This is a genomic window from Paraburkholderia sp. SUR17, assembly GCF_029536165.1.
Lineage (GTDB): Bacteria > Pseudomonadota > Gammaproteobacteria > Burkholderiales > Burkholderiaceae > Paraburkholderia > Paraburkholderia kururiensis.
This window is the reverse complement of the sequence record NZ_CP120509.1, coordinates 935,892-958,822: the sequence shown is the minus strand read 5'-3', so window position 1 is coordinate 958,822 and position 22,931 is coordinate 935,892. Positions and strand designations below refer to the sequence as shown.

The 22,931-nt window shown below is 64.9% G+C and carries 22 protein-coding genes; 16 read left to right on the top strand and 6 right to left on the bottom strand.

The features are described from left to right. Positions 1–8 precede the first annotated feature (8 nt). On the bottom strand, positions 9–1,265 hold the full coding sequence (locus tag P2869_RS21755; RefSeq protein ID WP_277599518.1) for an SfnB family sulfur acquisition oxidoreductase: 1,257 nt from the start codon (positions 1,263–1,265) through the stop codon (positions 9–11). Between the two features lie 363 nt (positions 1,266–1,628). On the opposite strand from P2869_RS21755, the gene P2869_RS21750 reads away from it, so the two are divergent. Genes P2869_RS21750 through P2869_RS21735 form a run of 4 tightly spaced genes read left to right on the top strand, consistent with a single transcriptional unit; the run spans position 1,629 to position 6,210 of the window. Continuing rightward, on the top strand, positions 1,629–2,588 hold the full coding sequence (locus tag P2869_RS21750; protein ID WP_277599923.1) for a sugar ABC transporter substrate-binding protein: 960 nt from the start codon (positions 1,629–1,631) through the stop codon (positions 2,586–2,588). 25 nt (positions 2,589–2,613) lie between these two features. Beyond that, positions 2,614–4,179, top strand: coding sequence for a sugar ABC transporter ATP-binding protein (locus tag P2869_RS21745; RefSeq protein WP_277599517.1), 1,566 nt, complete (start codon positions 2,614–2,616; stop codon positions 4,177–4,179). Then, positions 4,176–5,240: an ABC transporter permease gene (locus P2869_RS21740; RefSeq protein ID WP_277599516.1), complete on the top strand. Its 1,065-nt coding sequence runs from the start codon at positions 4,176–4,178 to the stop codon at positions 5,238–5,240. The genes P2869_RS21745 and P2869_RS21740 overlap by 4 nt, the downstream gene beginning before the upstream one ends. Then, the gene (locus P2869_RS21735) at positions 5,233–6,210 is read left to right on the top strand and encodes an ABC transporter permease (RefSeq protein ID WP_277599515.1); all 978 of its coding nucleotides are present in this window, start codon (positions 5,233–5,235) and stop codon (positions 6,208–6,210) included. Before P2869_RS21740 ends, P2869_RS21735 begins: the two co-directional genes overlap by 8 nt. A gap of 63 nt (positions 6,211–6,273) precedes the next feature. Here P2869_RS21735 and P2869_RS21730 read toward each other — a convergent pair whose 3' ends face one another. Continuing rightward, entirely contained in the window at positions 6,274–7,266 is a 993-nt protein-coding gene (locus tag P2869_RS21730; protein ID WP_017777526.1) for an ABC transporter permease, read from the bottom strand. 88 nt (positions 7,267–7,354) lie between these two features. Further along, complete coding sequence (locus P2869_RS21725; RefSeq protein ID WP_277599514.1) at positions 7,355–8,842, bottom strand: sugar ABC transporter ATP-binding protein; 1,488 nt, start codon at positions 8,840–8,842, stop codon at positions 7,355–7,357. A 586-nt stretch (positions 8,843–9,428) separates the two neighbouring features. Between P2869_RS21725 and P2869_RS21720 the strand changes: the two genes are divergently transcribed. The 4 genes from P2869_RS21720 to P2869_RS21700 all read left to right on the top strand — a co-directional run bounded on the left by P2869_RS21720 (position 9,429) and on the right by P2869_RS21700 (position 12,688). Further along, a complete protein-coding gene (locus P2869_RS21720; protein ID WP_017777524.1) occupies positions 9,429–9,755 on the top strand; it encodes a metalloregulator ArsR/SmtB family transcription factor in 327 nt (108 codons plus the stop codon). A 166-nt stretch (positions 9,756–9,921) separates the two neighbouring features. Next, entirely contained in the window at positions 9,922–10,986 is a 1,065-nt protein-coding gene (locus tag P2869_RS21715) for an alkene reductase (RefSeq protein WP_126876409.1), read from the top strand. A gap of 539 nt (positions 10,987–11,525) precedes the next feature. Further along, on the top strand, positions 11,526–11,792 hold the full coding sequence (infA, locus tag P2869_RS21710) for a translation initiation factor IF-1 (protein ID WP_017777522.1): 267 nt from the start codon (positions 11,526–11,528) through the stop codon (positions 11,790–11,792). A 680-nt stretch (positions 11,793–12,472) separates the two neighbouring features. After that, positions 12,473–12,688 (top strand): hypothetical protein, encoded by a 216-nt coding sequence (locus tag P2869_RS21700; protein WP_017777520.1) that lies wholly within the window; start codon positions 12,473–12,475, stop codon positions 12,686–12,688. 40 nt (positions 12,689–12,728) lie between these two features. Here P2869_RS21700 and P2869_RS21695 read toward each other — a convergent pair whose 3' ends face one another. Together P2869_RS21695 and P2869_RS21690 are read right to left on the bottom strand one after the other, a co-directional pair. Continuing rightward, the gene (locus P2869_RS21695; protein ID WP_081601925.1) at positions 12,729–12,953 is read right to left on the bottom strand and encodes a hypothetical protein; all 225 of its coding nucleotides are present in this window, start codon (positions 12,951–12,953) and stop codon (positions 12,729–12,731) included. Between the two features lie 180 nt (positions 12,954–13,133). After that, the gene (locus P2869_RS21690; RefSeq protein ID WP_017777519.1) at positions 13,134–13,337 is read right to left on the bottom strand and encodes a cold-shock protein; all 204 of its coding nucleotides are present in this window, start codon (positions 13,335–13,337) and stop codon (positions 13,134–13,136) included. A gap of 500 nt (positions 13,338–13,837) precedes the next feature. On the opposite strand from P2869_RS21690, the gene rpsU reads away from it, so the two are divergent. Together rpsU and P2869_RS21680 are read left to right on the top strand one after the other, a co-directional pair. Next, positions 13,838–14,050 (top strand): 30S ribosomal protein S21, encoded by a 213-nt coding sequence (gene rpsU, locus P2869_RS21685; RefSeq protein ID WP_026121993.1) that lies wholly within the window; start codon positions 13,838–13,840, stop codon positions 14,048–14,050. A 247-nt stretch (positions 14,051–14,297) separates the two neighbouring features. Next, positions 14,298–14,909: a LysE family translocator gene (locus tag P2869_RS21680; RefSeq protein ID WP_277599513.1), complete on the top strand. Its 612-nt coding sequence runs from the start codon at positions 14,298–14,300 to the stop codon at positions 14,907–14,909. A 79-nt stretch (positions 14,910–14,988) separates the two neighbouring features. Here the strand turns inward: P2869_RS21680 and P2869_RS21675 are convergent, their stop codons facing one another. Beyond that, positions 14,989–15,921 (bottom strand): LysR family transcriptional regulator, encoded by a 933-nt coding sequence (locus P2869_RS21675; RefSeq protein WP_017777516.1) that lies wholly within the window; start codon positions 15,919–15,921, stop codon positions 14,989–14,991. Positions 15,922–16,146: 225 nt separating this feature from the next. Between P2869_RS21675 and P2869_RS21670 the strand changes: the two genes are divergently transcribed. The 6 genes from P2869_RS21670 to P2869_RS21645 are packed head-to-tail and all read left to right on the top strand — an operon-like array spanning position 16,147 to position 22,929. Further along, positions 16,147–17,688: an ABC transporter substrate-binding protein gene (locus P2869_RS21670; RefSeq protein WP_277599512.1), complete on the top strand. Its 1,542-nt coding sequence runs from the start codon at positions 16,147–16,149 to the stop codon at positions 17,686–17,688. Between the two features lie 53 nt (positions 17,689–17,741). Continuing rightward, positions 17,742–18,659, top strand: a complete 918-nt coding sequence (locus tag P2869_RS21665) for an ABC transporter permease (protein ID WP_277599511.1) — start codon at positions 17,742–17,744, stop codon at positions 18,657–18,659. Between the two features lie 9 nt (positions 18,660–18,668). Continuing rightward, on the top strand, positions 18,669–19,577 hold the full coding sequence (locus P2869_RS21660) for an ABC transporter permease (protein WP_277599510.1): 909 nt from the start codon (positions 18,669–18,671) through the stop codon (positions 19,575–19,577). A gap of 25 nt (positions 19,578–19,602) precedes the next feature. Continuing rightward, positions 19,603–20,592, top strand: a complete 990-nt coding sequence (locus tag P2869_RS21655) for an ABC transporter ATP-binding protein (protein ID WP_277599509.1) — start codon at positions 19,603–19,605, stop codon at positions 20,590–20,592. Between the two features lie 56 nt (positions 20,593–20,648). Beyond that, positions 20,649–21,515: an ATP-binding cassette domain-containing protein gene (locus tag P2869_RS21650; protein WP_277599922.1), complete on the top strand. Its 867-nt coding sequence runs from the start codon at positions 20,649–20,651 to the stop codon at positions 21,513–21,515. A gap of 4 nt (positions 21,516–21,519) precedes the next feature. Beyond that, on the top strand, positions 21,520–22,929 hold the full coding sequence (locus tag P2869_RS21645; RefSeq protein ID WP_277599508.1) for a M20 family metallopeptidase: 1,410 nt from the start codon (positions 21,520–21,522) through the stop codon (positions 22,927–22,929). Positions 22,930–22,931: the final 2 nt, after the last annotated feature.

Here is a 22,931-nt window from a genome sequence, read left to right as displayed (position 1 = left end):
GGCTCGCATCAATTCCATGGATGCCGTGCGGGCTTCACGCCGTTGAGGTAGTAGTTGCCGACGAGGTGGTATTTCCAGCGCACCGGATCGTGCAGCGTGTGCGTGCGCGCGTTGCGCCAGTGGCGATCGAGGTTGTGCTCTTCGAGCGTGGATTGCGTGCCGGCCAGTTCGAACAGCTTTTCGCTCGCGAGCAGCGCGATTTCGGTGGTAAGCACTTTGGCCTCGCCAACCGCAACCGAGGCACGCGCGACGTCGTCTTCCGTCGTGACGGGTTGCGCCGCGATCTCGTCGAGCGTGCGCGCGGCGCGGTCGAGCAGCGCGTCGGCTGCATGCAGATCGATATGGAGCCGGCCGACCTCGCGCACTGTCAACGGGTCTTCGCTCGCGCGCTCTACGTTGCTGTCGATCCACGGGCGCGAGCGTTCGCGCACGAAGCGCAGCGTGTCGGCAAGCGCGGCGTGCGCTATGCCCGCATCGATGGCGGCCTGAATGATCTGCGAGAGCGGACCGTTCAGCGTCGGCTCGTCCGACACGCGATGCGCGGGAAACACGTGCGACGCCGGCACGCGTACGTTATCGAGCACCACCGTGCCGCTTGCGGTGGTGCGCTGACCGAAGCCCGACCAGTCGTCGATCACCGTGAGGCCCGGCGTGCCCTTCGGGATATACGCAAGCCATCCCTTGCGGTCCTCGTCGAGCCCCAGCACGGGCACGTAGTGCGCGAACAGCGCGCCGGTCGAATAAAACTTCGTGCCGTTCACGACGTAATCGCCGTCGTCGCCGTTCCTGTCGCGCGTCACGCGCGTCTTCAGGTCGAGCACGTTTTTCGTGCCCTTTTCGGAGAAACCGTTGCCGAAGCGCTTGCCCCTGAGAATGTCCCCGAAGAAGTGGCGCTTCTGTTCATCGGTACCCGTGAGTGCAATCACGTCGACAAGGCCGAAATGATTCTGCGGCAGCTGCCCCAGCGACGGATCCGCCGCTGCAACGATCTTCACAACCTCGACCAGCGTCTGGTACGCCGCCCCGGCGCCGCCGTACGCTTTCGGTACCGTAATGGCCCACAGGCCCGACTGCGAGAACCATTCGATTTCCTCATGCGGCAAGCGCCGCTCGCGGTCCCGTTGCGCGGCCTCTTGCGCAAGACGCTCCGCAAGCGCGTGCGCAACGGCGAGCGCTTCCTCGTCGCTGCCGATCACGTGTGCGCCGTTTGCCGCTTCAGTCCCGGTGCCCACGCGCAAGAACTTCGTTTCGTCGATCGTTACCATTCGCCGGCTCCGCTGCAATGAGTATCGGCAGAATTTATCAGCGCGCCGCTCGTGGCCCAAACGAAGGTTTGGAACATCGTTATTCCTTCGGATGACCCATGATCGTTTTCGCCGCAGCCGATTTGCAAATCGTCGGAGTTTGCATATCGATAGCGTCAATCGTTGGTTTCAATCGCGGCATATCGTTGCGTAGAGTCGGTCCGGATTGCGCATTCCTTTTCTGCGGCCCTTCACTCTCGCATCCGACATCACGACATGATCCACCGCACACTGCCCTCGCCCCATTCCCGTTCTTCTTCGCGCCGCACACGTGGCGCCCTCGTGCCACTTGTGCGTCTCGTCACCGCCGCCGCGCTGAGCTTGATGGTCATCGCACTACCCGCCCATTCCGAGGGCAACGCAAGCGCCGCGAGCAACGACAGCGCGATACCGTCGCTCAAAGGCAAGCGCATCGGCATCACTGCAATCGGCACGGACCACTACTGGGATCTGAAGGCCTACCAGGGCGCGATCGACGAGGTGAAACGGCTGGGCGGCACGCCCATCGCGCTCGACGCCGGCCGCAACGACAACCGCCAGATTGCGCAGATTCAGACGCTGATCGCGCAAAAGCCCGACGCCATCATCGAGCAACTGGGCACCGCTTCGGTGCTGGAGCCGTGGCTGCAGAAAATCCGCCAGGCCAACATACCGCTCTTCACGATCGACACCGCGTCGCCCGCCAGCCTGAACGACACCACCTCGGACAACTTCTTCATCGGCGAGCAACTCGCGCTGAAGCTCGTCAACGACATCCACGGCGAAGGCAACATCCTCGTGTTCAACGGCTTCTACGGCGTTCCGGTTTGCGCGATCCGCTACGACCAGTTGAAAGCGGTGCTCAAGTACTACCCGAAGGTCCACATCATCGAGCCCGAGTTGCGCGACGTGATTCCGAATACGGTACAGAGCGCGTATGCGCAGGTCAGCCAGTTGCTCACGAAATACCCCAAGGGGCAAATTGCGGCGATCTGGGCCGCGTGGGACGTGCCGCAGGTGGGCGCCACGCAGGCCGTGGACGCTGCGCATCGCAACGAGATCAAAACCTACGCGGTGGACGGCAGCCCCGACGTCGTTTCGCTCGTGAAAGACCCGAAGTCGAGCGCGGCGGCCGTCGTCGCGCAGCAGCCCGCACTGATCGGCAAGACCGCGGTGGACAACGTCGCGCGCTACCTTGCCGGCGATCGCAGCCTGCCGCCGTACACCTACGTGCCGTCCATTCTCGTCACGAAGGACAACGCCGCGCAGTTGCAGCAGGCGCTCGGCCAGATTGCCGCGAAATGAACGCCGCGAAAGCGAGCGCCGCAGAATGGGCACTGCGGTGAGCACGCCGAAGGACACGCCCGCTCATGCGCCCGCCCTCGCGCTGCGCGGCATCGTCAAGCACTTCGACGGCGTACCGGCGCTGCGCGGCGCATCGCTCGACGCGGCCCCGGGCACCGTGCATGGCCTGATCGGCCAGAACGGTGCGGGCAAGTCGACGCTCATCAAGATCCTTGCGGGCATCCACACGGCAGACGCCGGCACCGTCACCGTGCACGGCGAGCCGCAGCCCCCCGGCGTTGCCCCCAGGGGCATCGCATTCATTCACCAGGAGCGCCTGCTGCCGCCCACCTCGACCGTGGCCGAAGCGCTCGCGCTCGGTCACGAGCCCGCGTTCGGCCCACGCGGCGCGGGCGTGCTGCGCGTGCTCGATACGCGCCGGCTGAAACGGCAGGCACGCGAGGCATTGCATACGCACTTCGGCATCGACCTGCATCCCGACCGCCTGATTGGCGAGCTCACCGTAGCCGAGCAGCAGATCGTGCAGATCACGCGGGCACTCGCGGGCGAGCCGCGCGTGCTCGTATTCGACGAACCCACTGCGGCACTCGTGGCACGCGAAGTGGACCGTCTTCTGCACACCATCGACACGCTGCGCGCGAGCGGCCTCACCATCCTCTACGTATCGCATTATCTGGACGAAATTGCGTCGATCTGCGATACGGTCAGCGTGCTGCGCGACGGCATCGACGTCGCCCACGTCGATGCGCGTACGACGCCCACGGAATCGCTCGTCGAGGCGATGATCGGCGCGCAGCAGATCGCACCGGCGGCAGTCTCGGCGCGTACGCCGGGCGACGTCGCGCTCGACGTGCGCGGGCTCGGCGCGCCCGGCCGTTTCGAAGACGTGTCGTTCGAGGTGCGGCGCGGGCAGATCGTCGGCGTGACGGGGTTGCTCGGCTCGGGCGGCAAAGCGGTGCTGCGCGCGCTATTCGGCCTCGAGCGCGGCACGACGGGCACCGTGAGCGTGGCGGGACGCACCGTGCGACTACGCCGCCCACCCGACGCGGTACGCAGCGGCATCGCGTTCGTGCCCGAAGACAGGCGCGCGCACGGCGTGGCGGGCTCGCTCTCCGTGCGCGAAAACACGACACTCGCCAGCCTCTCGCGCATCAGCCGCTTCGGGCTGCTCGCGAGACAGCGCGAAACGCAGCTCGTGCAACGACTCATCGCCGCGCTCGCCATCCGCACGCGCAGCGCGGAAACGCCGGTACGGCAGCTATCCGGCGGCAACCAGCAGAAGGTGGCGCTGGCACGCTGGCTCAGCCGCGAATCGACGGTCTATCTGCTCGACGAACCGACGGTCGGCGTCGACGTGGGCGCGAAGGCGGAAATCTACCGGCTGCTCGACGAACTCGTGCGCAACGGCGCCTGCGTACTGCTGTTTTCGAGCGACCTGATCGAACTTGTGGGCGTGACCGATCGCATCCTCGTCATGAAGCGCGGCCGCATCGTGCAGGAACTCGTCTCGCACGAAACGGACACGCAAACCGTGCTCGCCTGGGCGAGCGGTGCGCGCGAGACGGCCATGCAGGAACGGGAGGCGGCATGAACGTCCCGTCGTCCCCTACCCGTTCGCTGGCCGACGGGCGCACGTTGCCCGGCATCGGCCCCGGACGGGCACATCGCCTTCGCGCGAGGCTGCGTGACCCGCAGTTCTGGCTGCGCGGCAGCGCGCTGCTCGCGTTCGCCATCGTGGTTACGGCATTCGCGCTCACGTCGCCGCTGTTTCTCACGGTTGCCAATCTCGCCAACGTGTTGCAGCAGTCGGTGGTGATCGGGCTGCTCGGCTTCGGTCTCACGATCGTGTTGATTGCAGGCGGCCCGGACCCGATTCGCGGCGGGCTCGACCTTTCGGTCGCGGCCAACCTCGGATTGTGCGCAGCCGTCTTCGCCGTCACGCAGCGCGACGGGTATCCGGCCCTGCTGTCGATCGCGTTGACGCTCGCCACAGGCGCGACGGCGGGCGCGTTGAACGCGGTCGCCGTCATCGCGCTACGCATCGTTCCGCTGCTTGCGACGCTGACCACGATGAACATCGCGGCGGGCTTCGAACTCGTACTGACGCAGAACACGCCGGTCCAGGCAAACGGCGCTCTGCTTGCATACCTGCTGCGCGACGGACCCTTCGGCGTGCCGCATCTCGCCTACGCACTGCTGCTTGCCTGCGCGGCATTCACGGTACTCGTTCACGAAACGCCGTTCGGCTTGCGTCTTGCGGCCGTGGGCGCCCATCGCGACGCTGCACGGGCGGCCGGCATCCACGGCGCGCGTTATGTCGCCGCCAGCTACGTGCTGTGCGGTATCGCTGCGGCGCTGGCCGCGCTCGCGTCGGCGGCGCTTTTGAGCGGCAGTTCGCCCGGCGCCGGCGACAACCTGCTCGCAGTCGTGGCCGCTGCGTTGCTCGGCGTGGTGTTCTCGCGCCGGCTCGTGCCCACCATTCCGGGCACGCTCTGCGCGGTGCTGTTCATCGGCGTGATCGTCAACGGGTTCCAGCTCGACAACCTGTCGAGCTATTACGTCAACGGTGTGGAAGGCGTACTGATCCTGTTCGTCGTTGCGACGACGGCAATCGTGCGCCGCCGACATGGCAGGAGCAGTGCATATGATTGAGCGCCTCTCGCTCGCGTCGCGGCTCACTGGCCTGCGGCGCTTCGCGCTCGTTGGGGCGCTCGTCGTCGTGATTGCCTTTTTTGCCGTGTTCGCACCGGGCTTTGCGCGTGTGGGCAACCTCGCGGACGTGCTGCTGAACAACTTCGCGCTGCTCGCCATCGCGGCGCTCGGCATGACGCTCGCGGTCTCGCTGGGCGCGGTCGATCTGTCGCTCGGCACATCGATCGACGTAGCCAGCCTCGTTTTCGTGTTGCTGTGTGCGCACCACGTCGATCTGTTTGCCGCGGCGCTCGGCGGCCTGGCCGCTGCGCTCGCGACCGGCGCTTTGAACGCCGTGCTGGTCGCGCGCATCGGCATCGCGCCGTTCCTCGCCACGCTCGGTACGCTGTTCATCGGGCAGACCGTTCAGCAACTGGCAACGGACGGCGGACAGCCGGTCTATCTGCTCAACGTGGCCCTGCCGCCGCTCTTCGGCGCGCTCGCGCACGGCAGCATCGCGGGCGTACCGGTGCCGCTGGGCATCGTCGTCGTGCTGGCCCTCGCGTTGCATGTTGCGCTCGCGCATTCCGTGTTCGGCCGCCAGCTCGCTGCGCTCGGCGCGCAGCCTGGTGTAGCGCGTCACGCGGGTCTGCCGGTACCGGCCATCGTGAGTGCGGCGTTCGTTGCGAGCGCGTTGCTCTATGGCGTGGTCGGCCTGCTCCTGTCTTCGACGGTGAAGGCGTACGTGCCGCTCGCGGGCAATGGCTATCTGATGAACGCCATTGGCGCCACGTTCATCGGCACCACGCTCTCCACGACGCATCGCCCGAGCGTGGCGAGCACGTTGTTGGGCGTGTTGCTGCTGAGCCTCGTGGCGAACGGGCTGCTCTTGATCGGCTGGAACTTCTACTGGCAACAGGTGGCCACCGGCGCCGTGATTCTTGCCGTGCTGGCGATCAGCTTTGCGCAACGAGGCGCGCGGTACGCATGAAGTGCAAACGCGACGGGGCGCTGCTTACTGCGTCCCTTGCGCCGCTTGCGCACCTTGCGCCCGTCATGCATGCGCGTCGTCGCGCTTGCCCACACCGAACGTGAACGCCAGCGCGCCGACGAGCAAGGCGCCCTTGATGAAGTCCTGCATGTAGTACGGCGCATTGAGCATGGTGAGTCCGTTGAGCAGCACGCCGACGAACACGGCGCCGATCACCGTGCCGAACACATTCGGCCGCTTCGCGGCGCCCACTGCATAACCCACAAGCGCGGCCGCGACGGCATCGAGCAGCAGCGAGTGCCCGGCGCTCACGTCACCGCGCCCCACGCGGGCCGCAATCAGCACGCCGCCCAGCGCCGCGATGGCCCCCGATGCCACATAGGCCGCCACGCGGTAGCGGGCGGTGGGCGCACCGGCGAGCCGGGCCGCGGTCTCGTTGCCGCCGATCGCGTAAAGCACGCGGCCCCAGCGAGTCGTCTCCATCACCACGCAGGCGAACACCGTCAACACCGCGAGCACGATCACGGGCAGCGGCACGACGTCGAGCACACGCAAGCGGCCGAGCGCGAGAAACGCGGCCGGAAACACCCCGCTCGTTTCGGTGCCGTCCGGCAAGATCGTGCCGGTCGAAAGCGAACGTCCGCCGGTCGGAATGAGTTGCAGCCCCGCGAGCAGAAACAGCGTGCCGAGTGTGGCGAGCTGATCCGGCACGCGCAGCCGCGTAATCAACAGCGCATTGAACAGCCCCGCCGCCATACCGAGCGCAATACAGGCCGCCACTGCCCACCACGCGCTACCGTGCCAGACGACGAGCACGTAGCTCGCGGCCATCTGCGCCGACGCCGCGATGCTGCCCACCGACAGATCGAAGCCGCCCACGGCCAGCGTGATCGTGACGCCGATGCCGAGCAGGGCGGTGATCGAAATCGCCTGCAGAATGCTGAAGAGATTGTCGACGTTGAGAAATGCGGGTTGTGCAATCGCGAACACGACGACAAGCGCCGCGAGTGCGAACAGCATGCCGCTTTTTTCGAGCTGTCTGCGCCATGTCTGCATGCGCGACACGTGCGCGATGGCAGCGGACGGCGGGGTCGTCGGGGCAGTAGCGGCAGGGTCGCTGGCAGGCAAAGGGGTCTTCATGGGCTCACAGAGCGTGGACAGGAACTGAGGGCTCGGCGTGCACGACAGGCGAGCCGCGATCGAAATGCACGATGCGGTCGGCCACCTGAAGCGCTTCATCGAGGTCGCTGACGAACACAAGCGTCGCGCGCGAGGCAGCTTCGCCGCGCAGCAGACGAACGATGTCGGCACGCGCGCCGGCATCGATACCCTGGAACGGTTCGTCGAGCAGCAGCAGACGCGCGGGCTCGGCATGCCAGCGCGCAAGCGCGACCTTCTGCTGATTGCCGCCGGACAGGCGCGAGGGACGGTCGTCCGCGCCACGACAGCGAATGCCGAAACGTTCGATCGCCTCCACGGCCGCCTGCCGCTCGCGCCGTGCGCGTACGAAGCCGTTGAGAAACCAGCGCGACATGAACGGAAAGCCGATCGTGCCGGCGATCGTGGCAAACGGAACGCTGTCGGGAAAGAGCGTGGTGCGGCGCCGATCTTCGCCGAGCATGAAAACGCCTGCGCGGATGGCCTGCGCAGGCGAACGCGGCTGCCAGCGCAGGCCGTCGAGCGTCATCTCGCCGTCGCTCGCACGCGCTGCACCGAACAGCATGCGCGCAAGGCGCGACTTGCCACTGCCAACCGGTCCGACGACGGCGACGATCTCCCCGCGTCGTACGTCGAGATCGAACGGCGCACTCGCGGGCGTGAGACGCAGACTGCGCAGGCTCAATACCGTGCGCGTGTCGGTGCTGTCGGGCGTCTCGTACGTTTCATGCAAGCGTTGCAGCGGCCGCCCGAGCATCGTTTCGAGTGCCGCGCGAAAGTCGATGGGGCCTCGCGCGTCGCCTACGACGCGACCATCGCGCAGCACCACCACGCGATCGGCGATACGCCGCAGGTCGCGTTCGCGATGCGAGACGAGCAGCGTCGCGACGCCCTCGTCACGCAGCCGTGCGATCAGCTCGAACAGGCGATCCGCTTCCGCAGCGGAAAGACTCGCGGTCGGCTCGTCGAGAATCAGCAACGCAGGATGCGTCGCCATTGCGCGCGCGATCGTCACCTGCTGCTGGGCCGCAAGCGGCAGTGTTCCGAGCGGCGCATCGAGATCGACGGCGAGCCCGATACGCGCGGCCCGGCGCGCGGCCTCGGCACGCCGGACGCGCGCGGGCACATACCAGGCGGACGAGCCGCCGCAAAGCCGGTCGAGCAGCAGATTGTCCGCGACCGGCAGGTTCGGCACGACCGCATCCGCGATGGACTGATGCACGGTGGCGACGCCGCGCCGCGCCGCATCCTGCGGCGACGACGGATCAAACGGTGTGCCACGCAGTGCAAGCGTGCCGCGATCCGGCAGATAGACACCGCTGAGAATCTTGACGAGCGTCGACTTGCCCGCACCGTTCGCGCCCATCAAAGCGACGACTTCGCCGGCGCCGATAGAAACATCGACGTGGTCCAACGCGATGCTGGCGCCGAAGCGCTTGCCTATACCGAGGACTTGCAGAACGGGAGATGGCATCACGCGGCGCGAAGGGCGGACAAAAGAGAACATCGTGGCACTGCAGCTGCGGGCGCAGGCTGCGGCGATATCCGCGCACACTATCGTGCTTCGCGGCCGGCGGACAACGAACGAATGCTTATAAAGATGTGATGGGCGGTGCGGTGCAGGCGCCGTCAAGACGCTTGCTCGCGGCCGGGAAAAATGAAAAAAAGCCCCCGACGGTCTATCGACCATGAATTGCCCACAAAGGTTGGGTCGGGGTTCAACTTCTGGGGGCAGTTCGTTTCGGCGGCTTTGGTGTGCTGATCTGCAAGAATAAAGTCCGTCACGCAGCCTTTTCGAAGGCGAAGATGGGCGCAGGGGGCACTGTGCGGCTCCATCGAGCTGATGGATGGACAGAGGTGTGCATGATAGCGACTTCGAAATGACCCGCCCCCTCTTCTACGGGTGCGCGCGATTCCTGATGTACGGAAGTGCCGACTTTTTTGTGTGTCGACAGGACACAACCCCCACCCGCAGTAGTGCCATTGCCAATATCGTCATTTTACGATATACAATTCGTCCCGTAGCGATGCTAATTTCGTGTGTCACCGGTACGCTCTTCATGAGTTCAAGAAAACCCGCAGCAGCAGCCATCGATATCGACGCCGTTCTGAAGGCGCTCGCCAATCCCGTTCGGCGGGAGATTCTGGGCTGGCTGCGCGATCCGTATGCGCATTTCGCGGATCAGGAATTGCCGCTCGATCACGGCGTATGCGCCGGCAAGATCGACGCCCGTTGCGGCCTGTCGCAATCCACGGTGTCGGCCCATCTCGCTGCCTTGCAGCGCGCGGGGCTCGTGACGTCGAAACGCGTGGGCCAATGGGTGTTCTTCAAGCGCAATGACGCGGTTATCAAGGCCTTTATCGAACGCATGAATACGGAACTCTGAACGCACGCGCACGCATCGCCGCGTGGCCTGCATGGCGGCGCCGTATCGCCGGGGGCCTCTCGTCGCACTCGTTATCAAGCTCGTCACCGCGCCAAACACTGCGCTAATCCCCTAATCACTTTACCCAGCCGCGGGCCGCGTGCCCGCCTCCACAGGTGAACACAACATGGCAACTCTTTTCGACCCGATCCAGATTGGCGATCTCACCCTGCCCAACCGCATCATCATGGCGCCGCTCACGCGTCAGCGTGCGGGCGAAGAACGCGTGCCGAACGCGCTCATGGCGCGGTACTACGCCGAGCGCGCAACGGCAGGCCTCATCATCAGCGAGGCCACGTCCGTCACGCCGCAAGGCCTGGGTTATGCGGATACGCCGGGCATCTGGTCGCAGGAACAGGTGGAAGGCTGGAAGCTCGTGACCGAAGCCGTGCATGCCGCCGGCGGCAAGATCTTCCTGCAGCTGTGGCACGTGGGCCGCGTCTCGGATCCGATCTTCCTCAACGGCGAATTGCCCGTTGCACCGAGCGCGATCGCGCCGCAAGGTCACGTCAGCCTCGTGCGCCCCATCCGCGAATACGTGACGCCGCGAGCACTCTCGCTCGACGAGATTCCGGGCATCGTGGCCGCCTATCGCAAGGGCGCGGAAAACGCCAGGGCCGCAGGCTTCGACGGTGTCGAAGTGCACGGGGCCAACGGCTATCTGCTGGACCAGTTCCTGCAAGACAGCACGAACCACCGCACGGACGCCTATGGCGGCTCGATCGAAAACCGCGCGCGACTGCTGCTCGAAGTCACGGACGCATGCATCGACGTCTGGGGTGCCTCGCGCGTGGGCGTGCACCTTGCGCCGCGTGGCGACAGCCATACGATGGGCGATTCGAATCCGCCGGCAACGTTCGGTTATGTGGCGCGTGAACTGGGTAAGCGCAAGATCGCCTTCATCTGCGCCCGCGAATCGTTGGGTGACAACCGGCTCGGCCCCATGCTCAAGGAAGCGTTCGGCGGCCCGTACATCGCCAACGAGAAATTCACGAAGGAAACCGCGCAACAGGTGCTCGACGCGGGCGAGGCCGATGCCGTGGCATGGGGTCAACTCTTCATCGCGAACCCGGATCTGCCGCGACGCTTTGCCCAGAACGCCCCGCTCAATGCGCCGAATCCGGCGACCTACTACGCGCGCGGCGAGACGGGCTACACGGATTACCCGTCGCTGGACGAACAGGCGGCATAAGCGCAGCGCGGCCGCACTATCGTGCGGATCCGTCTGGATGTGAAGGCTGTTGTTGTGGAAGAAAGGCGTGGCTCGATGTATTCGGGCCACGCTTCTTTTCGCACGTTGCGTGGTGAACCGCCGTTTGCACGGCCCGCCGCAGGCAGCTGTGACGGGCCTGTGCGCGGCAGCGCGGTGAAAACGGCGCTCTTCGGTTACAATGTGGATTCAAGTTGCTTCGAACAGCACATAACAAGACATGTGCGGTTCGTTGTGAATGTCCCCTTGAACGATCGTGCAGTGAGGCCGGCAGCAGCCTCTCAAAACTGTACGTCCTGACTTCCATTGGCCCGGCATTAAGGGCCACCGCGGCTTCCCATTCCCTCGCGCACGCGCTTCGCCGCCTGGACGGGCGGCGCCCGTGAGATCCATTCCGGACGCTGGGCACCAGCAGACCGCAGGCTTTCCATTCCCGCGCGAGCGCTTGTTGTACAACGCTCGTGGCTTCTTCCCCGTGCGGCATCTCGACCGGTGCCGCGCCCATTGACCAGGAACCTTGAATGGCTAAAGAAGAATTGCTTGAACTCGACGGTATCGTTGACGAAGTGCTGCCGGACAGCCGCTACCGCGTCACGCTGGACAATGGCGTCGTGGTGGGCGCCTACGCATCGGGCCGTATGCGCAAGAACCACATCCGCATTCTTGCGGGCGACCGCGTCACGCTGGAACTGTCGGTGTATGACCTGACGAAAGGCCGGATCAATTTCCGGCACAAAGACGAGCGCAGCGGCGGCACAGCGCAACGCGCAGCCTTTCGCCGCCGCTGAGACGCGAAGGCACGAGAGCGCCGGCTGCAACCTCGTCTGCGCGCGTGATGCAGCGTAGACGCCGGCGGTCGATGCTCTTCTCCCGCTTCGCGACCGCCGCGATAGCTCCAGAATTTCCGCTGTACAAATCGGGCAATGGGCGTAGCATGAGGCGGTCGATTGCCCCTCGTCCGTTCCCGGCGCCCCGCCCGTCTCCTGTCGAATGGGAATCGGCCACGCGCCTTCCTTGCGGGCCGAACAAACCGGCCGATCGTGTGAACACTGAATCCGGCCGCTCACACACCCTCCCCTCCGCCGCGTGGTGATGCGGCCTCAAAGGTATCCCATGACAACAGGTTTGCGTCTTTATCGCGGTCTGGAAATTTATCCGCTGGTCTATCCGCATCGCGCAACCGAGCCCGGGTTGGGGCATAACTACGACGAAGGGTTCGACGCTGCTGTACGAATCCAGGAACCAGGAAGCTCGAACGGGATATCGCGCAGCCGCGTATTCAGGCTGTCGAGCGCAACGCCCTTCCGGAACGCCGGCGACGCGAGGCGTGCATCGACCGCGTACGCGGAACACCTCATCGATACCTGCCCTCTGAACACGAACGTTCTCGATCTGCAGGCGTGAACAGGGGCCAGGGGCGATCTTCGCACCCGCGGCCGCGACCGCGGCAGTCAGGCAAGGAAAGCACATGCACTTCAATTCGACGCGATTCACCATTGACCCCACACCACGTCGGGCCGACGGCGAATACATCGCGCACGCCCGCATCAGCACTAGCCGCGCGGACGGTAGCGCATGCGACATTCATACGAGCGGCGATCTGGCGGGGTTCGACGTACGCGAAGACGCTGTTGCGTACGCAAAAATCTGGGCACAGGAGTGGCTGGACGCGCGTTTCGGCTAAGCGACGCGCGATCGGCGATCTGTGTGTCGACAGCGAGGCGTCAGCCGCGCGTATCGATCCAGTCGCGCGCCCATCGGTCAGAGTAGCCGATGGCGTCTTCTTCGGAACTGAAATATCCGATCGAATAAAACTCGTAAACCGCTGATCCGGAATGGACGTCGGACCGCGAGAGCAATACGTTTGAGGAAAAACAGCCGTCAGGCAAACAGTGCGCAGACGGCGAAACCGCATAACCGCGGTATTGTCTGGTGGAAGAAATTTGCATTATTGGTGATGAAATTAAACATGGGTGTGCGACCGCGCCTTTCCGTAAAGGAACGCAGATCTATTCAGATCGGAGAACCAGCCTTGGGGGATGCAACCTGAGGTGTATTCCCCGCCGAAAAACGGTCGAGGAATACGATGAGAAAGCGTTCGCGGCGAGTGCGGCGAACGCTCGAAAGACTTACAGCGGCTTGATGTTGGACGCCTGAAGGCCCTTCGGGCCACGCTTCGTTTCGAAGCTGACCTTCTGGTTTTCAGCCAACGTCTTGAAACCGTCGCCGGAGATTTCCGAGAAATGCGCAAACAGGTCGGGGCCGCCTTCATCCGGCGTGATGAAACCAAAACCCTTACCTTCGTTAAACCATTTGACCGTACCGGTATTCATGATGAATCCCTCAAAAAATAAATTGATCATTCCCGTGCCACGGGGCAGCGGGGAAGCACCAAGAGGGAGAAAGAGGAAAACGAACTCCGCGCAAATGGCGGACAAGAGACGACACCAATTGAACTTCCTGAATACTTCAGCGGCGTACGATACGCGGATCGCGCAACCGGGTCAACTCATTTCACGTCGCCAAACGTAACAGCACGAAAGATGCGGAATTGCCGGTAATTTGAGCAGGAAATAGCGTTACACACTCAGGCATCATGCGTATAGTGCGCTTCAGCAGCAGCGCCGCACTCCGCACTGCATTCGATCGGAATCCGAATCGTATCCCTCGGCTCGGGTGAATATCGTGCGGCCGGGGAGCAAAAACGCCGGGCACAGGAGGCGCCGTACAGACAGTGGCCTCCCGTCGAATGTCGTTCAATGTCGATGGCGCAATGCATTGCCGCCGCGGATGCCCAGATGATTCACCACGCCAACTCATATCCAGGAAAGAATTGACTACCGTAACCCCCAAGCTGAACGAGCCCGTAGAGGTTGCACTGCGTCGCTTCCGACGTTCCATCGAGAACACGGGTCTTCTCAAGGAATTGCGCGCCAGAATGGCCTATGAAACGCCCACGGCGAAGCGCAAACGGAAGAAGGACGCGGCGGTCGCCCGGCTGCGAAAACAGATCAAGCGATCGTTGCCGCCAAAGAAACTGTACTGAGTAGAAGTTAATCGTAGACAGGCGAACGCGGCGCTGCGGCGCGCTAAACGTCGCCAGCCGCCCCTCGCCGTCAACACCTTGCCGGCCGCCCCATCACAACAATAACGGCGAAACGCCCACGCGCGGGCTGTATTACCATTTCGCCACGGCCTCGAAGCGGACCTCCACGTCCGCTCGCCTTCAGGCACCGAGGCCACCCCGCAACCACGCGGCCACCGCAGGCAGCGTCCGGCATGGAGACACGTCAATGACACTCTCAGGTCTGTCCGTATTCGCACTCGCGCTGATCGTGGCCGCCGGCTCGCCCGGCCCCAGCATCGCTGCGCTCGTCGCACGCGTGCTCACCAATGGCGTGCGCGACGTGTTGCCCTTTCTGGCCGCCATGTGGATTGGCGAAGCGCTGTGGCTGACCTGCGCGGTGACGGGGCTCGCCGTGCTCGCCCATACGTTCGCCCTTGCATTCATGGCCGTGAAATTCGCGGGCGTCGCCTATCTGCTCTATCTCGCGTGGAAGATGTGGCACGCGCCCGCCGACGTGCGCGAAAGCGCGCTGCCGCGTGGCCAGTCGCCATGGCGCATGTTCGTGGCGGGACTCATGGTGACGCTTGGCAATCCGAAGATCATGGTCTTCTATCTCGCGCTGCTGCCCACCATCGTGGACCTCTCACGCGTGGGCACGGTAGCGTGGCTCGAACTGACGGCAACCATGCTGATCGTCCTGATAATGGTGGACTTCGGGTGGACCGTGGTGGCGGCTCGCGCGCGCAAGTTGCTGACGAACCGCCGCGCCGTGAAGATCGCCAACCGCGTGAGCGCGACGATGATGGCGGGCGCAGCCGCCGCCATCGCCACCCGATAGCTGTCGCACTACCCTGCACGCGTGCGTTCAAGCTTCGCACGCTGCGCCTGAGCGCGCTCGCGCGGGTCTTGCTGCGCTCTCACGAAGCGCTGTCCGCCTTTGCGCCGATATTCGCAAGTTGCGCGCGCAAGAACTCCAGAAACAACTGCACCACCTTGGGCAGCGTGCGTCCCACGAGCGTCTGCAGTTCGATGCTGCGCGCGTCCATGCCGCGATCGCTGATGCGTACGAGCGCCATCTCGCCCCGCACCTGTCGCGAGCGGACGGTGACTTCGCCTGAGATCGAGACCGCGTCCGAGGCCAGCGCAAAGTTGTGCAGCGACACGATGTAGTTGCTGACCATCACGGGTTCGATAGCGAGCCGCTGCTGGCTCGACACCACGTCGAAGAGCTGGCGGATGGTCGTGCTCGTGTCCGGCAACGCCAGCGGCCACGCGCAAAGCTGCGCGAGCGACACCTGCGGAAAACGCGCGAGCGGATGGTCGCGCCGCATGACGGCCATCACTGGCGCAGGCTCGCGGTGCTCGATCTTGATGTCGCTTTGCGGGGTGCGGCTGAACGTAACGCCGATGTCGGTCTCGCCCTCGCGCACGCGCCGCGAGACTGTGGCGGGCGCGCACACAGCCGTGTGAAAGACGATGCCCGGATACTTCTTGCGAAACTCGGCAATGGTCTGCGGCAGAAACTCGATGGCGAATCCTTCCGACGTCGCGACCCGCACCTGTCCGCGCCGCAACCCCTGCAATGCGTCGATGTCCTGAACGAGCCGGTCCGCCTCCAGTGCTGTGCGCAACGCGTAGACCGCGAGCATTTCGCCGGCCGCGCTTGCCACCATGCCGCGCGAGCGTCGCTCGAAGAGCGGCGTGCCCAGTACGTCCTCGAGATGTGCGATCTGCCGGCTGATCGCGGAACCGGCAACGTTCAGGCGAGTGGAAGCCTCGCTGATCGAGCCGGCCCGCACGACTTCGAGAAAGTAACGAAGCGCCGTTTCCTGAAGGTGGTGATGTTTCATCGTGTCCCTTTTGCCGGTGGCTCGCTTGTGCTTCGAACGCGGTCGCCGCTGGGCAATACGCTGCCGTGCCCTGCCGTGCCATTTCGGCAACGCAGATTTATTGTTTCCATAATAGTCGCAACAAAATTCACCGATTAGTCTTGGTGCACGGTCGTATGACGCGCCGGCACACCGGTGGGTCATTGCAACGCTTTGGACATTCACCGCGTTCACAGGAGTCTCGCCATGACCCGTCGTACCCGGGCGTTCGCACTCGCCGCCGGCGCATGTCTCTCGCTGTCTCTTGCGCTCTTTGCGCCTGTTAGTGCGTACGCCGGCAAGGCGAACGACACGCTCGTCTACGCGTCCGACAGCGAACCCGAGAACATCTCGCCGTATCACAACAACCTGCGCGAAGGCGTAATCGTCGCGCACATGGTGTGGGACACGCTGATCTACCGCGACCCCACCACGGGCGCCTACAAGCCCGAACTCGCTACGACGTGGAAGTGGGAGTCGCCCACCTCGCTCGTGCTCGACCTGCGCCACGACGTGAACTTTCAGAACGGCGACCACTTCACCGCGGACGACGTCGTGTTCACCTTCAACTACGTCGTCTCGCCCGACTCGAAGGTCGTGACGCGGCAAAACACCGACTGGATCAAGAACGCAGAGAAGATCAGCGACTATCAGGTGCGCGTCAACCTGAAGGCGCCCTTCCCGGCCGCGCTCGAATATCTTTCGGGCCCCACGCCCATCTATCCGGCCGCGTACTTCAAGAAGGTCGGGCTCGAAGGGTTCAGCAAGGCGCCTGTCGGCACGGGTCCTTATCGCATTACCGCAGTCACGCCCGGTGTCGGCGTAACGATGGTCAAGAATCCGAACTATTTCAAAAACAGCCCGCTCGGCGCACCGAAAATCGGCACGATCAAGTTCGTCGTGATTCCCGATCCGGAAACGCGCTCGGCGCAACTCATGACAGGCGCGGTGGACTGGATCTGGCGCGTGCCCGCGGACCAGGCCGACTCGCTGAAGTCGATGCCCAATCTCACGGTGGTGGGCGGCGAGACGATGCGCGTCGGCTACCTCTCCATGGATGCGCAAGGCACTTCCGCATCCAATTCGCCGTTCAAGGACGTGCGCGTGCGCCAGGCCGTGAACTACGCCATCGATCGTGCCTCGCTCACCCGGAACCTGGTTCGCGGCGGTAGTCAGCCCGTCTACTCCGCCTGCTTTCGCACCCAGTTCGGCTGTGACACGACAGGCGTCGTGAAATACGAGTACAACCCGGCCAAGGCGCGCGAGCTGCTCAAGGCTGCGGGCTATCCGAACGGCTTCGATACCGACCTCTACGCGTATCGCGAACGCGAGTATGCCGAAGCGATGATCGGCGATCTGCGCAAGGTGGGCATCAACGCGCGGCTTCACTACCTGCAATACGCGGCGCTGCGCACGGCGCAACGCGCGGGCAAGACGCCCATGACGTTCCAGGCCTGGGGCTCGTTCTCGGTGAACGACGTCTCCGCGTTCACGAGCGTCTACTTCAAGGGCGGCCCAGACGACAGCGCCAAAGACCCGACCGTGGAGAAGTGGCTCGATACCGCGGACTCCTCGAACGATGCGGGCATCCGCAAGGTCAATTACTCGAAGGCGCTCACACGCATCAGCGAACAGGCCTACTGGGCGCCGCTCTTCTCGTATTCGACCAACTACGCGTTCACCTCGTCGCTTAACTTCAAGGCGTACCCGGACGAGTTGCCGCGTTTCTACGAAGCCTCCTGGAAGTAGGCGCACGACCACAAGCCGCAGCGACTACCCATTCGTCACTCACTGGTCCAGCCATGTTCGCCTACACGCTTCGCCGCCTCGCGCTCGCCATCGCGGTCGCGCTGACTGTGTCGATCATCAGCTTCGCGCTGCTGCACCTGTCCGGCGATCTCGCCACGGCCATCGCCGGACCGGAAGCCACCGCCGCGCAGGTGGAAACGCTGCGCCACCAGTTCGGACTGGACCGCCCCGTCACCTCGCAGTATCTGGACTGGCTCTGGCACGCGGTTCATCTGGATTTCGGGCGTTCGTTCTTCTTCCAGTCGTCGGTGGTCGATCTGGTTGCGGAACGGCTGCCCGTCACGCTGAAACTGGGCGGCATCGCACTTGCCATCGCGGTACTCGTCGCGATTCCGCTCGGTGTGGCTGCCGCGCTGTATCGGGACACCTGGGTGGACCGCCTCGCACTTTTCGTCGCGGTGATCGGCCAGGCGATGCCGAGCTTCTGGTTCGGCCTCACGCTGATCCTCGTCTTCGCGGTGGGACTCAAGTGGCTGCCGGTGGCGGGCAACAGCAGCTGGCAGCATTTCGTACTCCCGGCCATTGCGCTGGGCTACTACGCCACGCCAGCCATGATGCGGCTCACGCGCACCGGCATGCTCGACGTGCTCGGCGCCGACTACATCCGCACCGCGCGCGCCAAAGGTCTCACGCCGGCACGCGTCGTGATCCGCCATGCGCTACGCAACGCGCTGATTCCCGTGGTCGCGCTCGCCGCCGTCGAACTCGGCTTCATGCTGGGCGGGTCCGTGGTGATCGAATCGGTGTTCTCGCTGCAAGGGCTCGGCCAGCTGGCCTGGGACGCCATTTCGCGCAATGACTTTCCCGTCGTTCAGGCAGTCGTACTGATCATCGCGATGTTCTACATCGGCCTCACGTTTCTTGCCGATATCGCCAACGCCGCGCTCGACCCTCGCCTTCGTACGCGCTAGGAGCCGCCCATGTCATCGCCTCCGCCGCACTATCCCGCGCTCACCCTCGCCTTGCCGCCGCGCCGGCATGTTCTGCGGCGCGTATTCGGCCGCGCACTCGATCATCGCAGTCTCGTGGTCGGTGCGGTGCTGCTTGCGCTCATCGTCATCGCCGCGACGCTGGCGCCGGTCCTCGCGCCACACGACCCCTATGCCCAGGATCTTGCAAGCCGGCTCCTGCCGCCCGTCTGGAATCCGCGCGGCAGCTGGCTCCACGTGCTCGGCACCGACAAGCTGGGCCGCGACTATCTGAGCCGGCTGCTCTACGGCGCCCGCGTGTCGCTTGTGATCGGCGTATGCGCGGCGTCGCTTTCCGCGCTGATCGGCACCACGCTCGGCGTGCTGGCGGGTTACTTCGGCGGACGCGTCGACGCGGTGATCAGCTACCTCATCACCACGCGGCTCGCCATGCCGGTGGTGCTCGTGGCGCTCGCCATGTCGTCGCTGATCGGCGGGTCGCTGAAGACGGTGATCCTGCTGCTGGGCCTGTTGCTGTGGGACCGCTTCGCGGTGGTATCCCGCTCCGTGGCACAGCAGTTGCGCGACGCCGAGTTCATCGCGGCCGCCCGCGCCGTGGGCGCCTCCACGCCGTACATTCTGCTGCGCGAATTGCTGCCGAACATCGCGGGTGCGTTGATCGTCGTGGCGACGCTCGAAATGGCTCACGCCATCCTGCTCGAAGCCACGCTCTCGTTCCTCGGTCTCGGCGTGCCGCCGCCCATGCCCTCGTGGGGGCTCATGATTTCAGAAGGCAAGACGTATATGTTCTTCCAGCCCTGGGTGATCCTTATTCCCGGCGCGGCGCTGGCGCTCACCGTGCTCGCCATCAACCTGGTGGGCGACGGCATGCGCGATCTCACCACGCCCGACGGCCGCTAGACGATCACTCAACAAGGAGCGAGCCATGAGCCTGTTGCTCGACGTCGAAAACCTGCGGGTCGATCTGCCCACACCGAACGGCACGCTGCACGCCGTGCGCGGCATCGACTTTCAAATTGCGCACGGCGAGACGCTTTGCATCGTGGGCGAATCGGGTTGCGGTAAATCGATGACGTCGCTCGCGCTGATGGGTTTGCTGCCGCGCCGCGCAACGCGGCACGCTACACGTCTCGCCTTCGACGGCACCAACCTGCTCGCGCTCGGCGACCGTGCCATGGGCCGTCTGCGCGGCAACCGCATTGCGATGATTTTTCAGGAGCCCATGACGTCGCTGAACCCGTCGTACACGCTCGGCAACCAGCTGTGCGAAGCGTTGCAGCAACACCGCAAGGTGACGCACCGGGCGGCACGCGATCGCGCGGTCTACCTGCTCGAGCGAACAGGCGTGACGAATGCTGCTGAGCGGCTCGGCCAGTATCCGCATCAGCTGTCGGGTGGCCTGCGCCAGCGCGTGCTGATCGCCATGGCGTTGATGTGCGAGCCCGACCTGATCGTGGCCGACGAACCCACCACCGCGCTCGACGTCACGATTCAGGCGCAAATCCTGCACATGCTGCGCGAGTTGCAGCAGGAAATGGGCGCGGCCGTGCTGTTCATTACGCACGACCTCGGTGTGGTCTCGCGCATCGCGGATCGCGTCGCCGTGATGTACGCGGGGCAGATCGTCGAAACAGCCTCTGCGCCGCATCTCTTCGCGCAGCCCAGCCATCCCTATACGCGCGGGCTCCTCAACTGCATTCCGGTGCGCGGCAAGACGCGGCCCGGCAGCAAGCTCGAAGCCATTCCGGGCGTCGTGCCGTCGCTCGTGGGCGAGTTCTCGGGCTGCGCATTCCGCAACCGCTGTTCGCTGGCACACGATGCATGCCTGCAAACGCCCGCACTTGCCGAAGTGGACGCCCGGCATCTTTCCCGTTGTGTGCTCTCCACCGGCGCGACTGCCGAGGTGACGTCATGAACGCCATTGCGCATTCGTTGCCTGCCATCCCGGCTCAAGCCGAGCTGCCGCCGCGCATGGGCGGGGTCAACACGGCGACCGCCCAGACCCGCGACATCGCGCTCGAACTCTGCGCACTCACCCGCACGTTCGAACTGGACCGTGGGCTCTTTCGCAAGCCGCGTCCATTGAAGGCCGTGGACGACGTCTCGCTGCGGCTCTATCGCGGCGAAACACTCGGCCTCGTCGGCGAATCAGGTTGCGGCAAGAGCACGCTCGCGAAGATGCTGCTGGGTCTCGTCACCCCCACCTCGGGCAGCATTCTCGTGGACGGCCGCCAGATCGATCCGCGTGGCGCGCGACAGTTGGCGCAGCGAATCCAGCCCGTTTTTCAGGATCCCTACTCGTGCCTGAACCCACGAAAAACGGTGGCGCAGATCGTCGGGTTGCCGCTGTGGCTGCACAAACGCGGCACTGCCGCAGAGCAGGCCGCCGAAGTCAAACGCATGCTCGACCTCGTCGGCATGCCGGAGCGCACGCACGGGCAATATCCGAATCAGCTTTCGGGCGGCCAGCGGCAGCGCGTGGCGATTGCCCGCGCGCTGATCCTGCGGCCCGCCATCCTGATCTGCGACGAACCGACGTCGGCGCTCGACGTCTCCGTGCAGGCGCAAATTCTCAATCTGCTGCTCGATCTGAAAGCGGAGTTCGGGCTCAGCTATCTGTTCATCAGCCACGACCTCGGCGTGGTGGAGCATCTCGCGGACCGCGTCGCCGTGATGTATCGCGGCAGCATCGTCGAGCAGAACCGTTGCGAGCAGATTTTCTCGAACCCCGAGCATCCCTACACACAGACGCTGCTTTCCTCGGTCTTGACGCCCGCGCCGGGGCTCGGCCTGCCCGGCCCCGACGCGCTTCATGCATCGCCCCCATCTGGAGACTGACACGATGAGCCGTAGCCGCGCCATCGACATGGCCACTTCCTACTTCGACGACGGCCGCTTCATGCACGTGCTCGACGAGCGCGTCGCCATGCGCACCGAGAGCCAGTTGCCCGACTCGCAGCCCGCGCTCTATGCGTATCTGCGCGAGCACATGGTGCCCGCGCTCGCGGCGCTCGGCTTCACGTCGCGCATCGTCGACAACCCCGTGCCCGGCAAGAGCCCGTTCCTGCTCGCTGAGCGCATCGAAGATCCGGCAGCGCTCACTGTGCTGACCTACGGGCACGGCGACGTGGTACCCGGACACGACGCGCAGTGGCGCGAAGGACTCGCGCCCTGGCGCGTCGTCGTGGACGGCGACCGCTGGTACGGGCGCGGCACCGCCGACAACAAGGGCCAGCACACCATCAACCTCGCGGCGCTCGAACAGGTGATCGAAGCGCGCGGCGGACGCCTCGGCTACAACGTGAAGGCGATCATCGAGATGGGCGAGGAAACCGGCTCGCCCGGCCTCGCCGAGGTGTGCGCGCAGCACCGCGAAGCGCTCGGCGCCGACGTCTTCATCGCCTCGGACGGCCCGCGCGTGGCGGCCACGCGCCCCACGCTCTTTCTCGGCTCGCGCGGCAACTTCAACTTCACGCTGCAAATCAAGCTGCGCGAGGGCGCGCATCATTCGGGCAATTGGGGCGGCCTGCTGCGCAGCCCCGGCATTCGCCTCGCCAACGCGCTCTCTACGATGGTCGATGCGCACGGCCGCATTCTCGTGAAAGGGCTCCTGCCCGAGACACTGCCGGAAAGCGTGCGCGAGGCGCTGCACTCCATCGAAGTGGGCGGCGGCCCCAACGATCCCGAGATCGATCCCGCCTGGGGCGAGCCGGACCTCACGCCCGTGGAACGCGTGTTCGCGTGGAATGCGCTGGAAATACTGGCGTTTCGTACCGGCAATCCCGATGCGCCCGTGAACGCGATTCCAGGCCACGCCGTCGCGCATTGCCAGTTGCGCTACGTCGTGGGCACGGACACGGAGAACCTCGTGCGTCACCTTCGCGAGCATCTGGACGCCTACGGCTTCACTGACATCGAAGTGAGCGAACGCGGCACGCGCATGGCGGCAACGCGGCTGGATCCCGACGATCCCTGGGTGCGCTGGTGCCTCGCGTCGATACAGCACACCACCGGCGAAACGCCGGCGCTGTTGCCGAACCTGGGCGGGTCGCTACCCAACGACGTTTTCGCGCACATTCTCGGCTTGCCCACGCTGTGGGTACCGCACTCGTACGCGGCCTGTTCCCAGCACGCGCCGAACGAGCATCTGCTTGGCAGCATCGCGCGCCAGTCGCTGCAGATCATGGCGGGATTGTTCTGGGACCTCGCCGAAGAAGGACCGGCCATTCGAGAACAGAAGCGCGCGGTGTGAGC

Coding starts and splice junctions, on each gene's coding strand:
- P2869_RS21755 (WP_277599518.1), bottom strand. CDS start 1,265: ATGGTAACGATCGACGAAACGAAGTTCTTGCGCGTGGGCACCGGGACT.
- P2869_RS21750 (WP_277599923.1), top strand. CDS start 1,629: ATGGTCATCGCACTACCCGCCCATTCCGAGGGCAACGCAAGCGCCGCG.
- P2869_RS21745 (WP_277599517.1), top strand. CDS start 2,614: ATGGGCACTGCGGTGAGCACGCCGAAGGACACGCCCGCTCATGCGCCC.
- P2869_RS21740 (WP_277599516.1), top strand. CDS start 4,176: ATGAACGTCCCGTCGTCCCCTACCCGTTCGCTGGCCGACGGGCGCACG.
- P2869_RS21735 (WP_277599515.1), top strand. CDS start 5,233: ATGATTGAGCGCCTCTCGCTCGCGTCGCGGCTCACTGGCCTGCGGCGC.
- P2869_RS21730 (WP_017777526.1), bottom strand. CDS start 7,266: ATGCAGACATGGCGCAGACAGCTCGAAAAAAGCGGCATGCTGTTCGCA.
- P2869_RS21725 (WP_277599514.1), bottom strand. CDS start 8,842: ATGCCATCTCCCGTTCTGCAAGTCCTCGGTATAGGCAAGCGCTTCGGC.
- P2869_RS21720 (WP_017777524.1), top strand. CDS start 9,429: ATGAGTTCAAGAAAACCCGCAGCAGCAGCCATCGATATCGACGCCGTT.
- P2869_RS21715 (WP_126876409.1), top strand. CDS start 9,922: ATGGCAACTCTTTTCGACCCGATCCAGATTGGCGATCTCACCCTGCCC.
- infA (WP_017777522.1), top strand. CDS start 11,526: ATGGCTAAAGAAGAATTGCTTGAACTCGACGGTATCGTTGACGAAGTG.
- P2869_RS21700 (WP_017777520.1), top strand. CDS start 12,473: ATGCACTTCAATTCGACGCGATTCACCATTGACCCCACACCACGTCGG.
- P2869_RS21695 (WP_081601925.1), bottom strand. CDS start 12,953: ATGCAAATTTCTTCCACCAGACAATACCGCGGTTATGCGGTTTCGCCG.
- P2869_RS21690 (WP_017777519.1), bottom strand. CDS start 13,337: ATGAATACCGGTACGGTCAAATGGTTTAACGAAGGTAAGGGTTTTGGT.
- P2869_RS21680 (WP_277599513.1), top strand. CDS start 14,298: ATGACACTCTCAGGTCTGTCCGTATTCGCACTCGCGCTGATCGTGGCC.
- P2869_RS21675 (WP_017777516.1), bottom strand. CDS start 15,921: ATGAAACATCACCACCTTCAGGAAACGGCGCTTCGTTACTTTCTCGAA.
- P2869_RS21670 (WP_277599512.1), top strand. CDS start 16,147: ATGACCCGTCGTACCCGGGCGTTCGCACTCGCCGCCGGCGCATGTCTC.
- P2869_RS21665 (WP_277599511.1), top strand. CDS start 17,742: ATGTTCGCCTACACGCTTCGCCGCCTCGCGCTCGCCATCGCGGTCGCG.
- P2869_RS21660 (WP_277599510.1), top strand. CDS start 18,669: ATGTCATCGCCTCCGCCGCACTATCCCGCGCTCACCCTCGCCTTGCCG.
- P2869_RS21655 (WP_277599509.1), top strand. CDS start 19,603: ATGAGCCTGTTGCTCGACGTCGAAAACCTGCGGGTCGATCTGCCCACA.
- P2869_RS21650 (WP_277599922.1), top strand. CDS start 20,649: ATGGGCGGGGTCAACACGGCGACCGCCCAGACCCGCGACATCGCGCTC.
- P2869_RS21645 (WP_277599508.1), top strand. CDS start 21,520: ATGAGCCGTAGCCGCGCCATCGACATGGCCACTTCCTACTTCGACGAC.